Below are 15,565 nucleotides of genomic sequence, written 5' to 3' on the forward strand. Positions count from 1 at the left end.
ATTGATTTTTTTAAATATCCTGTACCAAAAAATTGTCTTTCATATATACCCGTATCTGAGTATCTTATTTACCTTGTTCATTAATTAAAAGGCTCTTATAAAGGGAAAGAAAAAGAAGTGTCTCAATAAGCCATTTTTTAACCTTTGAGACACTTACAGTTAAGAGGTTTGCTCATCTGTTAAGATGGAAAGAGTTGGTTTTTCATACAAATTACGTGGGAAATTTGTTAATAGCTCCACACCCGTATTTGTGATTTGAATGGTTTCGGTAATTTCAACACCGTAATCGTTATACCAAATTCCTGGCATCAAATGGAAAGTCATATTTGGTTCTAAGATGGTTTCATCCCCTGGGCGAAAACTAACTGTATGTTCGCCCCAATCTGGTGGAAAACTTAACCCTACTGAATAGCCAAGTCTAGAGCTCTTTCTGTGACCATACTTACCTATTGTTTTACTCCAAACCCGTTCCACTTCTTCAGCTCCAATACCCGGTTGAATGAAATCAAGCGTCGCTTCGATCCCTTCCTCAACCACTTTCGAAAGCTCTTTCACCTCATTCGGAGCTGTTCCAATCGACATCGTTCTAGCCATAGGGGCATGATAACGCTTATAAGCGCCTGCTATTTCAATTGTTAAAAAATCACCCTTTACATAGGCCCTTTCTGTCCACGTGAGATGTGGACAAGAAGTATTTTCATTCGTTGGCATCATAGGGACGATTGATGGATAGTCACCACCAAATTCTTTTGTACCTTGAATTTGAGCATGATAAATAGCTGCCGCAACATCACATTCTCTTACACCCACTTGAACTCGGTCATACGCTGCCGTCATCGCATTCTCAACAATTTTTCCAGCTCTTTTCATATACTTTATTTCCTGTTTTGATTTGATTAAGCGAATCATATTGATCAGACTCGATGTGTCTTTAAACGTTGCATTTGGTAATCCATGTTTTAATCGCTCATAGCATAATGCAGTAAAATAATGAACATCCATTTCTACACCAATAATCCTTGTACTTTGCCCGATCTCAGTTAATATATTAGCAACAAAATCAACTGGATGACGATCTTTCGATTGAACGTAATAATCAGGATAGGAAATGATATGGTGCTCATCAAGCCACGTCGTTTTTGCTACACCACTAGCATCCATCTGCCTTCCAATCCAGATTGGCTGCGCATCCTCTAATGTCACGACCATCATCTGATGAACATAAAAACTCCAAGCAGAGTAGTTTGTTAAATAATACATGTTCGATGGATTTGAGATGAGGAGAACGTCCACTCCCTCATCGACCATTCGCTTTTTTATCGCCTCTAACCTTTTTGTGTACTCTTCTAATGCGAACAAGCGTTTCGCCTTCTTTCTCTCATTAATTCATAGAAAGTGACTTAGGAATCATCGTTCTATAGCAAGGTTTTCTCCTCGATTCATTACAGTCACATTCTCCTTTGTAAGTTAAACGCAACAACTTTTTGCTCAGTCATCGCCTCTATGGCATACCGAACGCCTTCACGCCCGATACCAGATCCTTTTATTCCACCAAATGGCATTCCATCGATGCGAACATCACTACTGTCATTAATCATAACCCCTCCGAATTGCAATCCATGTATCGCTTTGAAGGCATGCTCTATATTTCCTGTAAATATTCCAGCTTGTAACCCATAATCTGTATCGTTAGAACGCTCTATCGCTTCCGCTAACGTATTAACAGCTTCAATAAGTACAACAGGTCCAAATACCTCTTGATTAGCTATTGTAGCTGCCTTAGGAACGTCTGTAAGGACAGTCGGTTCCAAGAAAGCCTTTCTTCGCTTCGATCCACAACAAACTGTTGCTCCAAGCTTCTTTGCTTCATGAATCCAATGCTCTACACGCTTTGCTTCTTTTTCAGAAATCATCGGTCCAACATCAGTCGTTTCATCACTTTTAGCTCCCATCCTTAATTGTTTCGTTTTTAAAATAAATTCAGCTAAAAATGATTCATATACTGATCGTTCAACATAAATACGTTGTACCCCAATACAGTTTTGACCTGCTACTCCAAATGCACCTGAAATGGTTGCCGAAACAGCCTCTTTTATATCAGCATCTTTCAAGATAATCGTTGGTGAGTTAGACCCCAGCTCCATCGCTGTCTTTTTCACCCCTACTTTTCGGGAAATTTCTTTGCCTGTTTCATAACCACCAGTAAAAGAAACAAACCTGACATCATCATGCTTAACTAAGGGGTCACATATAATAGAGCCATGACCTGTAACAACAGATAAAACATCAGCAGGTAATCCCGCATGTAAAAATGCCTCTGCCAGTCTTAATGCACTCAAAGGAGTTACTGAGGCTGGCTTTACAATGACCGCATTTCCAGAAGCAATGGCAGGGCCAACCTTATGTGCAACTAGATTAAGAGGATCATTAAATGGCGTAATTGCTGCTACAATTCCGACTGGAAACCGATAAACGTATCCGACTCGATTTTCATGCCCCGGCATTTGGGAAAATGGTATCGTTTCTCCCTCGATTCGTCTTGCTTCTTCGGCACTTATTCGTAATGTTTCAATACAACGTTTTACTTCTTTTCTCGCCTCTCGAATCGTTTTGCTGCTTTCCAAAACGATCGTTCTCGCAAAAACATCACCATTCGTTTCAATATAGGATGCTGCTGCATGAAGAATTCTCATTCGTTCATGCACAGGTAAGCTCGCATTTTTCCGTGCTCCTACTCGAGCTTGTGCAATGGCTAAATCTACATCCTCGACGGTTGCTGCTGGTACAGTCGCAATCAGGTTACCCGTGCCTGGGTCATAAACATCAATTGATTCTTTTCTATCAATCCATTCCCCCCCAATTAGCATCCGCTCCTTAACTATTTGTTTCGCCATTTTCATCCCTCCATTTCCTTATCGACTTCGCTCAATTTGTATTAAATCTATTAAGACCGCAAACCCCGTCTCCTTTATTCCTGCACCTGCCCCTATTAATGTGATAGGCCCAGACAAGTCACACGTGTAAGTGATCGCATTCATCGCACCGGATACACCAGCTAATGGATCATCAAACGGCACCATCTCAGGTTGAACAGCTGCCTTCAAACCATTTTCCGTTACAGTCAACGACCCAATTAGTTTCCAACATTTTTGCAACATTTTTGCTTTCTCTATATCATGGATAGTTAGTTCAGAAATCCCTTTGCAAATAACTTCATTACGTTTTAACGGATAACCTAACACGACATTTGCCAAAATTAACACTTTATATAAAACGTCATATCCTTTTACATCAGCTGTTGGATCTGCTTCTGCGTATCCTAAGACCTGCGCTTCTTTCAGTGCTTCGTTATAATCGAGCCCTTCCTCCATACGCATTAACATATAATTTGTTGTACCGTTTAAAATTCCTCTTATCTCGGTAATCTTATTGCCTGTCAGCGTTGCTTCAGGCAAGCGCAGTGCAGGGGTTCCACTCATAACCGCGCCTTCAAATAACCACTGAACTCCATTTTCCCGAGCAAGCTTAGATAAAGTCTCGTAGGCTAAAGCAACAGGCCCTTTATTTGTCATCACAACATTTTTTTTATTCGAAAATGCCCATTTACAATGGTCAATGGCAGGTTGGCCAGTCGCGACATCCGTAAATGTCATTTCAACAATCGAGTCAGCATTCGTTTTTGTAATTGTTTCTTGACTCGACCAACCACGCACGAGCCCTGGTTGATCAGGATACGAATCAAGAGAACCCTTTTCTTTTATCGCAGCCATCACATCTTCTAGGCACAGTCCTTCCGAATGATGGATTGAGCCTTTATATAAATCACAGATGGATACGATTTTAAAATCTATTTGATGATCCTTGCTCAGTTTCATACCCTTTTCACGTAAAATTTCGACAAATCCTTGCCCTACTCCACCAAATCCAATTAAAGCAAGTTTATGTGCCATTTTGGTTCCCTCCCTTTTCCAGCAAAAGTAAGGTTGATTTGACCACTTATATTAAAGGTTAATCTCTTCTAGGGCTTGTTTTAAGTCGTGAATTAAATCTTCTGTGTCTTCAATACCTGCGGAGTAGCGGACTAAGCCTTCTGGTATCCCTAAAGCTGCACGTTCTTCTGCCGTATTCTCAACATGACTTGTCGTTCTTGCTGGTCCGACCGTTGTTTCAACTGCACCTAAATTGGCCGCGCGATGGGCTAATTTTAATTTTGGTAGGAATTGGCGAACCGCATCTAGTTCCCCTTTTAAAGCGAAGCTTAGCATTCCACCAAATCCTTTCATTTGACTTTTGGCAATCTCATGATGCTTGTGAGTGATAAGCCCTGGATAAAAAACTTGCTCAACTTTTTCGTGAGTTGATAAAAATTGTGCAACTTTTAAGGCGTTTTCCTGTTGTTTTTCAACGCGAAGTTTTAATGTCTTCATTCCTCTTAATAGCAGATAGGCTGCCATTGGATCCAAGGTTGCACCATTTATTTCACGATAATGAAAGATGTCTGTTACAAGCTCAGCTGATCCACACACAACCCCACCTAAAGCATCTGCATGCCCCCCAAGAAATTTCGTTGCACTATGAATGACTAAATCAACACCATAAAATAGTGGATTTTGGTTAATTGGGGTAGCAAACGTATTATCGACAAAAACAAGAGCTCCAACAGCTTTTGCTGCTTTAGTAATTCGCTCGATATCCGTTATTTTCACCGTAGGGTTTGTTGGTGTCTCTAAATAAACTAGTTTGCAGCCTTTAGCAATTTCTTTTTCCATTTCTTCGTGGTTTCCTGTCTCAACCAACGTAACCTCGATGTTCAACTTAGGCAAAAATTCAGAGAATATTTTATTTGTGCCACCATACGTATCTTTTATAGAGACAATCTTGTCACCGGGCACAAGAAATGTTAGAAGCGAATTCGATATAGCTGCCATCCCTGTAGAAAAGCTAGTTGCAGCTTCTGCATGTTCAAGCGCTTTGACTTTGTCCTCAAACGCTTGCACTGTTGGGTTCGTATTTCTACCGTAAATATGGCCCTTTCGTTTACCGATAGCAACTTCATACCATATATCAATGTCATCATAATTATAGGCAACACTATGCACGACCGGAACTTGCGTAGCTCCATGCACCAAATACTCTTTTTCACCAGCCCAAACTGAATTAGTTCCTTGACTTATCGGTTTCTTTGCTTCCATGTTGCCACCCCTTTCTTGTCTTACATTCATCATATTCAATATATAGATGGAATTCATTCAACAATTTGTATGAAAAAAACACAATTGTATTCATTCATTTTTACAAATCTTCTGAAAATAGATTACAATTAGGTTTAGAGTGGATGGATTTAAGGAGGTAAGATTTATGAGTATTACAATGAAAGATGTTCAATCACTTAAGATCTTGAGAGATGCCGTAATTCGAAGTGGCGAAACCGAACTCGAGACGCGAATTGTGGATTGGATCTCTGTTATTGAGGCTCCTGTGGAAACGTTTGTGCGTAAAAATGAACTAGTCCTTACTTCTGGAGTCGGTTGCGCTTATAAACAAAAGGCATTTTATGAATTTGTTGAGGAAGTCATACAATCAGAGGCATGCGCGTTAGCGATTGCCATCGGACCTTTCGTGAAGTCCATTCCACCTTCCGTGATTCAACTTGCCCATAACCATAAGTTCATATTACTAGAAGTCGATTGGTCTATACGTTTTTCCGATATTTTAGAATCTGTTCTGGAACAAATTCACGAAAAAAAACATCAATACCTTAAAAAAATTGAATACATTCGAAAGTCCTTGCTTGACTATGTTCTTACTGGAAAATCACTGAATCGTGTAGCCGAACACGTGTCGCAATCGATTGATTGTAACGTCATAATTGCAGATAAACGAGGCGTCGTCCGTGGGAAGTCAAATACCTTTTCTAATGACTTACTTGAAAAGTGGGCTACTTTTTTACAAAAGCAATTAGAAGAGGATGGAATCTATCATTCTTTAGAACAGACATTTGAGTGGGTAAAGTACGTTAGCGGATACGCTCTACAAGTAACGATTCACTCATCTGGCAACATTCAAGGATATATTGTTGTAGATGGATTTGGCGAAGATCCATTAAGCCAAGAAGAACACAAAGAATGGGTAATGTTACTTGAACATGTCACAACAGCTGTTGCCATCCATTTTTTGCATGAACAAGCAGCAAAAGAAGCGGAATGGCGCCTTCGAGATGATTTTGTATGGGAGATTTCTAGAGGATCCATCTCATCGAATGAGCTCCTATTATCAAGAGCAAAGTCACTCGGCTATCAGATTAACCTTCCTTATATTTGCCTTGTCGCAAAGCCAGAACAATTAAACGAATCCTTTTTAGCAATGACACATCTTTCCATAACATATGACCACTGGCTACACGAATGCATCCGACATATGGAAGAGGAAGCAGAAAGTATTGCGAAATCTATGGCCTTAAAGTCTATGGTGACGTATCAAGGAGAAGAACTCATTATTTTCTTAGAAGTGAATCATCAGGATGTGATAGAACAAGCAAAGACTTACATAACAAAATTACTAAGCCGATTTCAATTTCTCTATCCGTCTATCACAATAACATGGGGCATTGCAAAACAATATGGTTATTCAAATTTTGCAGCTAGTTATGAAGAAGCAAAAAGAGCACTGGAAATTGGGAGAAAACGCAAGGGCCCAAATACGATTTCTGTTTATGCAGATACAAAAGTAGATCGAGTCATGGAGAGCTTGCTAAAAAATGAAGAATTGATTGATATAGCCAAGACAATACTTGATTCACTTCTACGCTACGCTCGTGAAAGACAGATAGACCTCCTTCATACGTTTACGACCTATCACCGTAACCGCGGCAATGTGAGTCAAACAGCTCGTGAATTAAATTTACATCGCCAATCATTACTATACCGTTTACGAAAAATAGAAACATTAACAAATTGTTCATTAGACGATGCAGATGACTTATTCTTATTGGATTTAAGTATTCGCTTATGGCTTAACGGAATGGATGTAAAAGAGACCGAGTTTAGATCTTAAATCTAACTCGGTCCCACGTTCTAATTATAATACTTTCATTAAAAGCCATAATCTTGCTTACATTCATTCAGTTTTTCTATACATGCTTGTGCCCATTCCGAGTTCTCTTCTTGTAAACCCAGCATTTGATCCTCTAATGCTTTTTGAAGTGATGACTTGTAAGTTGGAACTGCCTCTGAATACTGTTTTAATGAAGACAATGGCACCCACGTTTTTTCATATTCAGCCAATGCTTTACGTTGATGAAAAAAAGCTACTTTTGTCATTTTAGGGTTATGAAGATCTCCTTGAGTAGGGTGTTTTAATACAGCTATGACCTTTACCAGCGCGCGCCCATGTTCTTCTTGTTTGTCAATAAGTTCAGCAACATAGACACCTGTTTTGTAAAATGCACGTACATATTTAATCGTTCCCAAACTTCCACCTCCTTACATTTCACCAATACCGAGTCCAAACATCATCGTTAAGTAAATGATAATCATTAGAAAACCAATGGCAAAGCTCCAAATTGCCTGTTTTCTTTTCTGATGCAAAAAACTATAAATCCCAATTCCACCAAACAAGCCTGTTAATATAAAAAAGATAAAAGCCATAAGTATAATCACTATTTCCTGTTGCATCAAATCACCACTATAGCCCTGGTACTAACCACGTAAAAAGTTTCCACATAAATTCAGAAATCGGGACAAAATATTGTTCTGAAATAGCCCCTAAAGAACTTGTTTGTGAAAAACCATCAATAACAATAAACGTAAACGTAATTAGAATGGAAATAATCGTTATAGCTAAAATAATTGCTAATAATAAAGTATAGCCTAGTAGAACTCGTATCGTCCATTTTAGCCATTCCGGACATTTTTTTTCTTTCACATGTGATTCCAATCAAATCCCCCCACAAACTTTTAAACTTACTTTTATCCTACCAAAAAAACGTAAGAATTGAAGAGAGATTTACGAAAAAATATTGAACTTCATTACTTCAGATGAAATTTTCTTAGGATCGCTCCAATAGGGACTCCCTCAGGTGTAGAAACATCACTAAAATCATAATCCTGTAAGTTAATATGTTTTTCTTTCTTATCATCTACCGAATTCTTTTTCAAAGCATCGTCTATTTCAACCGTCTCATCAGCTTCATTCTCTTTGAGCTTTTCTATTTCTTTGGTATGTCAAACGCGCTTTCATTGTTTTCAATATATTGTATCGAAGTCCATTCAATTTCTTCGGGAGAGGTAAACTGTACGATAACTAGAATCCAAATCGCTACAAACATAGAGGTAGTTAGTAATAATAATAGCAACTATTTAAGCATGTTCTATCCTACTTTTCTCATTTAATACAAATATAGTACCACACTCTCATCATATTGTCTTTGTGTATAATTATACAATTTCAAAAAAATGCAATAAAATTTTCTATGTAACAAAAAAATAACCGTGTATATTTTTATACACGGTTACTACTGTTCCATCTTGGGGGCATATCTTTTCCCCAATGAATCGTTCCAATAGGATGATGCAATTCATGTGCATCTAGATACGTATGGTAATGAAAATTAAATGTGTATCCCTGTTTAGGCGGTTGATCACGGCGTACATGAAAACGAAAAATATCCTCTCCACTTTCTTCATTATAAAGATGAAGTATTTTCTCTCCAAGTCCCGCTGATGGACTACTTGAAATTTTCATCTGTTCCCAATCACTATCAGATAAAGTACTAGTTGTTTCACGAAGAACAGTATCTAGCCTAGGCAATATGGTATTTTTAAAAGATGAACTTATTTTTTCAGTAATCACAGAACCAAACTTCAACATACTTTGTTCAGATGCTTGCTTTACGATAAAGTTATTCAGTAAGTCTGCCGAGGCAACATTACGATGAATATATTGCTCCGTGTTAGCTGGTAAAACTTTATCAAATAGTTCATAACTTTCTTCGTTAACTTGATATATTAGTGGTTTCTCATTGTTTTCACCTTGTGTCTTCTGTGGTTCTTCGGCTTGTACGTCTCGAACAAAGTCAATCGTAGGGACAAACAATCCAAATGTCAGAAGTGCTGATGAAATGACGAGGCCACGCTTCATATGTTGAAGCATATTCATACGCCCTTTCATAGTTTCATTTTTCTATTAAATCTATTCTCTCATGAAATCTATGAAAGCGCCATTACAATTCTATTACAAGCTTATGAAATACTATGGTAAATTAGAACATCCCATTAAATAACGATCACACTCTCTTGCTGCTTCTCGTCCTTCATGGATAGCCCATACAACTAAACTTTGTCCGCGACGATTATCTCCAGCAGCAAAAACACCTGGAACACTTGTCATATATTTTCCATACTCCGCATCAATTGTTGAACGAGATGACGTCTGAAGTGACAATTCTTCAATTATGCGTTCTTCTGGACCAGTAAATCCGATAGCTAATAACACAAGATCAGCAGGCCACACTTTTTCTGTACCAGGGATCGGTGTGCGAATTTTTCTACCTTTTTCATCAATCGTTGTCTCCACACCAATTGTATGAATTTCTGTTACATTCCCATTTTCGTCACCAGCAAATTTTGTTGTGCTTACTTGATAACTGCGAGGGTCTGTACCATAGACCGCTTTTGCTTCTTTTTGGCCATCTTCAATTTGGTGAATAATCGGAAATAATGGCCATGGGTTCTTGTCCCCTCGCTCATCAGACTTCTGACGGTTGATGTCAAATTGAGTAATTGACTTTGCACCGTGACGTACTGACGTTGTAATACAGTCAACTCCTGTATCTCCACCACCAATAACAATTACATTTTGGCCTTTTGCAGAAATGTATTTGCCATCTTCATGATTTGAGTTTAATAGGCTTTTCGTATTAGCTGTTAAAAAGTCCATTGCATAGTGAATTCCTTTTAAGTTACGCCCTTCTACCTCAACATCACGTGGTTTTGTTGCTCCTGTACATAAAAGAACAGAGTCGAAGTCATTATTTAATTCAGTAGCTGATATATCTTTTCCGATCTCTACATTTGTCTTAAACGTGATGCCTTCTTCTTTAAGGAGGCTCACACGTCGTTCAACGATATGATTAGCAAGCTTCACATCAGGAATACCATATGTTAAAAGCCCACCAATGCGATCGTCACGTTCAAATACAGTGACAGTATGGCCAGCTTTATTCAGTTGCGCAGCAGCTGAAAGTCCAGCAGGACCTGATCCTACTACTGCTACCTTTTTACCTGTTCGTTTTGACGGTGGTTGTGGTATAATCCACCCTTCTTGGAATCCACGTTCAACGATATGATATTCAATACTTTTAATTGACACAGCATCGTCACTTATCGCTACTGTACAAGATCCTTCACAAGGTGCTGGACAAACTCTTCCTGTAAATTCAGGGAAGTTATTTGTTTTATGCAGTCGTTCTAACGCTTCCTTCCATTTGCCTCGATAAACTAAATCGTTCCACTCAGGAATTAAGTTATACACAGGACACCCAATTTCACCTGACCCATCCATTGTCGTACCAGTTTGGCAAAAAGGAACACCACAATCCATACAGCGGGCACCCTGTTGACGTAAAGTGGGCTCCGGCATTAAGATCTGAAATTCCTTCCAATTTTTCGTACGTTCAAATGGATCTCTTTTCGTTGGGTTTTCTCTTTTGTATTCAATAAATCCAGTTGGCTTCCCCATCGCATTCACTCCAATCTCTCTTCTATATCTACTATTTAGAAGGAAGATGAACTCAAATAACGTTCTGATCTTAGGCTATATCCTTACTTAATATGGATTTGACCTTAAGATCAGAAGTTCATTTTGAGTCACCTTTAGTTATTTTCCAGTTACACGAGACTTATCGCTTTTGTTTGCATCAAAAGCAACCATGACAGCATCCATATCTGTAAGTCCTTCTTGTTTCACTCGATCGATCGCTTCAAGCATTCTCTTGTAATCTTTCGGAATAACTTTTACAAATTTCGGAAAATGATCATTCCAATTCGAAAGAACCTCTTTGGCACGAGCACTCTTTGTATAAGAAGAATGGTTGTTTAGTAACGTGCGTAGTAAATCCATATCTATTTTATCGACTACAGGTTCTAAATGAACCATTTCTTTGTTACATTTCGTATCAAACGTTCCATCCTCATCAAGGACAAAAGCAATCCCACCTGACATACCTGCAGCAAAGTTTTTCCCTACAGATCCTAAGTTCACGACAACTCCACCAGTCATATACTCAAGACCATGGTCACCAACACCTTCTACAACAACACTTAGACCTGAATTACGGACAGCAAAACGTTCACCCGCAATCCCATTGATGTATGCTTCACCGCTAGTGGCACCATAAAAAGATGTGTTCCCGATTAAAATATTCTTTTCTGCTTTAAACGTCGATATTGCCGGAGGATAAACAATGACTTTCCCACCAGATAGTCCTTTGCCAGTATAGTCATTTGCATCACCTTCGAGACGCAATGTCATCCCTTTTGGAACAAAAGCACCAAAGCTCTGACCTGCTGAACCTGTGAAGTCAAATGTGATCGTATCCTCAGGTAAGCCTTCTGCACCGTATCGTTTACTTATTTCACTACCAACAATGGTTCCAACAACGCGGTCAACGTTTTTAATAGGGAAGCTAGCATAGACTTTCTCTCCGTTTTCAAGAGCCGGCTTACTAGCAGTTAGTAATTCTCTGCTATCAAGCGATACCTCAAGCTGATGATCTTGACTCTTAGTACAGTAATTGCTTTTTTGGTCTTCAGGCTTAGGTTGATAAAGAAGGTTTGATAAATCAATGTGCTCAGCCTTCCAATTATCTACAGCCTTGTTCCCCTCAAGTAAGTCTGTGCGTCCAATTAAATCATCAAGTTTACGGAAACCAAGTTCTGCCATAAGCTCACGAATTTCTTCAGCTACAAAGCGCATGAAGTTCTCCACGTGCTCAACCTGTCCCATATATTTTTTACGAAGCTCTGGATTTTGCGTAGCAATACCAACAGGACATGTATCTAGATGACATACTCGCATAACAATACAGCCTAGCACAACTAATGGTGCTGTTGAAAATGCAAATTCTTCTGCTCCTAGTAAGGCAGCTACAACTACATCACGACCCGTCATTAACTTCCCGTCCGTTTCAAGTGTTACACGATCACGGAGGTTGTTAAGTAAAAGCGTTTGATGCGTCTCCGCTAAACCAATTTCCCATGGCAACCCAGTGTGCTTAATACTTGTTCTTGCAGCAGCTCCTGTACCACCATCATAACCACTAATGATAATACCGTCCGCTCTACCTTTCGCAACACCGGCAGCAATGGTCCCAACTCCTGTACCAGCAACAAGCTTTACGCTAACTTTCGCTGTAGGGTTCGCATTTTTTAAATCATGAATTAATTCAGCTAAATCCTCAATTGAATAAATATCATGATGCGGAGGTGGTGAAATAAGTCCAACACCTGGTGTTGATCCACGAACTTCTGCAACCCATGGGTAAACTTTATTACCTGGTAATTGTCCACCTTCACCTGGCTTAGCTCCTTGAGCCACTTTAATTTGGATCTCATCCGCATTAACTAGATAATGGCTTGTTACACCAAATCTTCCAGAGGCTACTTGTTTAATAGCACTTCGACGTAAATCGCCATTTTCATCAGGAGTAAATCGATTTGGATTTTCTCCACCTTCACCTGTATTACTTTTCCCACCAATACGGTTCATCGCAATCGCAAGTGTTTCATGTGCCTCGCTCGAAATTGAGCCAAATGACATTGCACCTGTACGGAATCGTTTAAAGATTTGTTCAGCAGGCTCCACTTCATCTAATGGCACAGAGGTACGGCCTTCTTTAAAAGCAAGTAATCCACGTAACGTTGTTTGTTCCTTTGTTTGCTCATTAATTGCATTTGAATACTTTTTAAACAAACCATAATTATCGTTTCGACATGCATTTTGAAGCATATGAATCGTATGAGGGTTATATTGATGAGGCTCCCCATTACGACGCCATTGTAAGTCATCACCTGGATCTAAAGCCTTATCGACACCTTCTTGGTCAGAATACGCTCTGCTGTGGCGTGTGCGTACTTCTTTTTCAATAATTTCAAGATTCACTCCACCAATTCGCGTTGTTGTCCAAGTGAAATAACGATCGACAACAGAGTCATGAATTCCGACAGCTTCAAAAATCTGTGCTCCACGATAACTCTGGATTGTAGAAATTCCCATCTTTGATAAAACCTTCATAATACCCTTTGTAGCTGCCTTTACATATTTGTTAACAGCTTCAACGTACGAAACATCCTCAAGCAATCCATCTTGAATTAGACCATCAATGGAATCTAATACAAGGTAAGGATTTACAGCTTCAGCACCGTATCCAAGCAAACAAGCAAAATGGTGTACTTCTCTCGGTTCACCTGACTCTACTAATAGGCTAACCTGCGTTCTCGTCCCTTGACGCATGAGATGATGATGCAATCCCGCAACAGCAAGTAAAGCAGGAATAGCACCTTGAGTTTCACTTACTCCACGATCACTTAAAATAATAAGCGAATGGCCAGTCTTAATTGCTGCATCTGCACGAGCAAAAAGAGAATCCAACGCCTGGTCAAGTTGACTTTCTTTCTTTGAAACATCAAATAGGATTGGTAACGTAATAGATTTGAACCCTTCCATTTTGTTATGACGAAGCTTCGCTAGTTCTTCATTATCCAAAATTGGGTAAGGAAGATGAATGTGACGACAGCTTAAAGGTTCTGGATTTAACAAATTACGTTCTGCTCCAATGGTTGTTCCCATTGCAGTAACAACTTCTTCACGAATCGCATCAATCGCAGGATTCGTTACTTGAGCAAACAATTGTTTAAAATAGTTATATAAAAGTTGTGGTTTCTTAGATAGAACTGCTAAAGGTGAATCATAACCCATTGAACCGACAGGATCGACTCCATCTTTCACCATTGGTTGGATAACTTTTGATAACTCTTCATACGTATAACCAAACGCTAGTTGGCGTGTGCTTAAGTTTTTAAAATCAGTATTTACAACATGAGCTGTTTCAAGAACATCCTCAAGTTGAATTAAATGATCTTTCACCCATTCTTCATATGGGTGTTCACTTGCAATTTGATGCTTAATTTCTTCATCTGGGATAATGCGCCCTTCCACTGTATCAACTAAAAGCATTTGACCTGGATGAAGTCGCTCTTTATAGAGGACATTCTCAGGAGCAATATCAAGAACACCTACTTCAGAAGACATAATGATGTAGTCATCTTTTGTTACATAATAACGAGATGGACGTAATCCGTTACGATCTAAACAAGCTCCAATTTGCTTACCATCTGTGAAGGCAATCGCAGTTGGACCATCCCAAGGTTCCATTAACGTACTATGGAATTGATAGAATGCTTTTTTCTCTGCACTCATTTGGTCATCATTTTGCCAAGGCTCTGGTATCATCATCATCGCCGAGTGCGCCATTGATCTACCAGCAAGAGAGAGAAATTCAATTGTATTATCAAACATTGAAGAGTCAGAACCATCTTTATCAACAACTGGATGGATCTTGTCAATGTCGTCACCAAATGCGTTTGATTCAAACATTGCTTCACGTGCGTGCATCCAGTTTACATTTCCTTTTACTGTATTGATTTCACCATTATGAATCATATAACGGTTCGGATGAGCTCGCTCCCAGCTAGGAAATGTGTTTGTACTAAATCTTGAATGGACTAGTGCAATCGCTGTTTCAAAATCAGCATCTGGAATGTCTAAATAAAATTGGTCAACTTGCTCTGTTGTCAACATCCCTTTATAAACAATTGTCCGACTTGATAAACTTGCAAAATAAAATGATTCATTATCTGGAACCATTGAAGCAAGTTCATTCTCGGCACGTTTACGAATAACGTAAAGCTTACGTTCAAAATCCAATTCAGTTTCTAGTTCTGAATTACGTTTAATAAATAGTTGGCGAATATATGGCATTGCTGCTTTTGCCGCATTACCAAGCATTGAATTATCAACAGGAACATTACGCCAGCCTAGAAGCTCCATATTTTCTTTCTCTATAATTGCTTCTAAACCTTTCTCGCAATTATCTCTTGCCTCTTCATCCTGTGGCAGAAACAGCATCCCTACTCCGTATTCGCCTGCTTCAGGAAGAGTTACACCATCTGCTAAACAGACTTTTTCAAAGAAACGATGAGGAATTTGTAATAGAATCCCTGCACCATCTCCAGTATTTACTTCGTCGCCTTGCCCACCGCGATGTTCTAAATTGCGCAAAATTTGAAGCGCATCTTGAACAACTTGATGCGATTTCTTCCCTTTCATATGGGCTAAAAAGCCGATACCGCAATTATCATGCTCAAATTGTGGATCATATAGGCCTTGTTTTTTCGGTAATTGTGCGTACCGCATTTGGCATCAACCCTTTCTCCAAAAAAGTAAAAATCAATCAACTCTCCCCAAAATCTAATGAGCTAATATACAGGATCATATCATTTTTCTGACA

At 39.1% G+C, this 15,565-nt stretch carries 11 protein-coding genes; 1 reads left to right on the forward strand and 10 read right to left on the reverse strand.

Going from position 1 to position 15,565, the window contains the following annotated elements; genetic code table 11:
• Positions 1-159: 159 nt before the first annotated feature.
• The 4 genes from SAZ04_RS06955 to SAZ04_RS06970 form a co-directional block, all read right to left on the reverse strand.
• Positions 160-1,359, reverse strand: coding sequence for a M24 family metallopeptidase (locus SAZ04_RS06955; RefSeq protein WP_332693117.1), 1,200 nt, complete (start codon positions 1,357-1,359; stop codon positions 160-162).
• Between the two features lie 89 nt (positions 1,360-1,448).
• Entirely contained in the window at positions 1,449-2,894 is a 1,446-nt protein-coding gene (locus SAZ04_RS06960) for an aldehyde dehydrogenase family protein (protein WP_332693120.1), read from the reverse strand.
• Positions 2,895-2,912: 18 nt separating this feature from the next.
• Complete coding sequence (locus SAZ04_RS06965; RefSeq protein WP_332693123.1) at positions 2,913-3,950, reverse strand: homoserine dehydrogenase; 1,038 nt, start codon at positions 3,948-3,950, stop codon at positions 2,913-2,915.
• Between the two features lie 51 nt (positions 3,951-4,001).
• Positions 4,002-5,192 (reverse strand): cystathionine gamma-synthase family protein, encoded by a 1,191-nt coding sequence (locus tag SAZ04_RS06970; protein WP_332693128.1) that lies wholly within the window; start codon positions 5,190-5,192, stop codon positions 4,002-4,004.
• A 166-nt stretch (positions 5,193-5,358) separates the two neighbouring features.
• Here SAZ04_RS06970 and SAZ04_RS06975 point away from each other — a divergent pair, with 166 nt between their 5' ends.
• On the forward strand, positions 5,359-7,053 hold the full coding sequence (locus SAZ04_RS06975) for a PucR family transcriptional regulator (RefSeq protein ID WP_332693131.1): 1,695 nt from the start codon (positions 5,359-5,361) through the stop codon (positions 7,051-7,053).
• A gap of 38 nt (positions 7,054-7,091) precedes the next feature.
• Here SAZ04_RS06975 and kapB read toward each other — a convergent pair whose 3' ends face one another.
• From kapB to gltB, 6 genes are all read right to left on the reverse strand, one after another.
• Positions 7,092-7,469, reverse strand: coding sequence for a kinase-associated lipoprotein KapB (gene kapB, locus SAZ04_RS06980; RefSeq protein ID WP_332693134.1), 378 nt, complete (start codon positions 7,467-7,469; stop codon positions 7,092-7,094).
• A 12-nt stretch (positions 7,470-7,481) separates the two neighbouring features.
• A complete protein-coding gene (locus SAZ04_RS06985; RefSeq protein ID WP_332693137.1) occupies positions 7,482-7,673 on the reverse strand; it encodes a hypothetical protein in 192 nt (63 codons plus the stop codon).
• 10 nt (positions 7,674-7,683) lie between these two features.
• Positions 7,684-7,935, reverse strand: coding sequence for a hypothetical protein (locus tag SAZ04_RS06990; protein WP_332693140.1), 252 nt, complete (start codon positions 7,933-7,935; stop codon positions 7,684-7,686).
• A 564-nt stretch (positions 7,936-8,499) separates the two neighbouring features.
• Positions 8,500-9,150 carry a YpjP family protein gene (locus tag SAZ04_RS06995; protein WP_332693143.1) on the reverse strand — a complete coding sequence of 217 codons (651 nt, stop codon included), beginning with the start codon at positions 9,148-9,150 and terminating at the stop codon, positions 8,500-8,502.
• Between the two features lie 99 nt (positions 9,151-9,249).
• Positions 9,250-10,737 carry a glutamate synthase subunit beta gene (locus SAZ04_RS07000; RefSeq protein ID WP_332693146.1) on the reverse strand — a complete coding sequence of 496 codons (1,488 nt, stop codon included), beginning with the start codon at positions 10,735-10,737 and terminating at the stop codon, positions 9,250-9,252.
• 138 nt (positions 10,738-10,875) lie between these two features.
• Positions 10,876-15,471 (reverse strand): glutamate synthase large subunit, encoded by a 4,596-nt coding sequence (gene gltB / locus SAZ04_RS07005; RefSeq protein ID WP_332693148.1) that lies wholly within the window; start codon positions 15,469-15,471, stop codon positions 10,876-10,878.
• Between the last annotated feature and the right edge of the window lie 94 nt (positions 15,472-15,565).

It is taken from the genome of Halalkalibacter lacteus, assembly GCF_036663595.1.
Lineage (GTDB): Bacteria > Bacillota > Bacilli > Bacillales > Bacillaceae_D > Halalkalibacter > Halalkalibacter lacteus.

What these genes read in the sequence shown, in the direction of transcription:
- SAZ04_RS06960 (WP_332693120.1), bottom strand. Translation starts at nt 2,894, where the DNA reads ATGGCGAAACAAATAGTTAAGGAGCGGATGCTAATTGGGGGGGAATGG.
- SAZ04_RS06965 (WP_332693123.1), bottom strand. Translation starts at nt 3,950, where the DNA reads ATGGCACATAAACTTGCTTTAATTGGATTTGGTGGAGTAGGGCAAGGA.
- SAZ04_RS06970 (WP_332693128.1), bottom strand. Translation starts at nt 5,192, where the DNA reads ATGGAAGCAAAGAAACCGATAAGTCAAGGAACTAATTCAGTTTGGGCT.
- SAZ04_RS06975 (WP_332693131.1), top strand. Translation starts at nt 5,359, where the DNA reads ATGAGTATTACAATGAAAGATGTTCAATCACTTAAGATCTTGAGAGAT.
- SAZ04_RS06985 (WP_332693137.1), bottom strand. Translation starts at nt 7,673, where the DNA reads ATGCAACAGGAAATAGTGATTATACTTATGGCTTTTATCTTTTTTATA.
- SAZ04_RS06995 (WP_332693143.1), bottom strand. Translation starts at nt 9,150, where the DNA reads ATGCTTCAACATATGAAGCGTGGCCTCGTCATTTCATCAGCACTTCTG.
- SAZ04_RS07000 (WP_332693146.1), bottom strand. Translation starts at nt 10,737, where the DNA reads ATGGGGAAGCCAACTGGATTTATTGAATACAAAAGAGAAAACCCAACG.
- gltB (WP_332693148.1), bottom strand. Translation starts at nt 15,471, where the DNA reads ATGCGGTACGCACAATTACCGAAAAAACAAGGCCTATATGATCCACAA.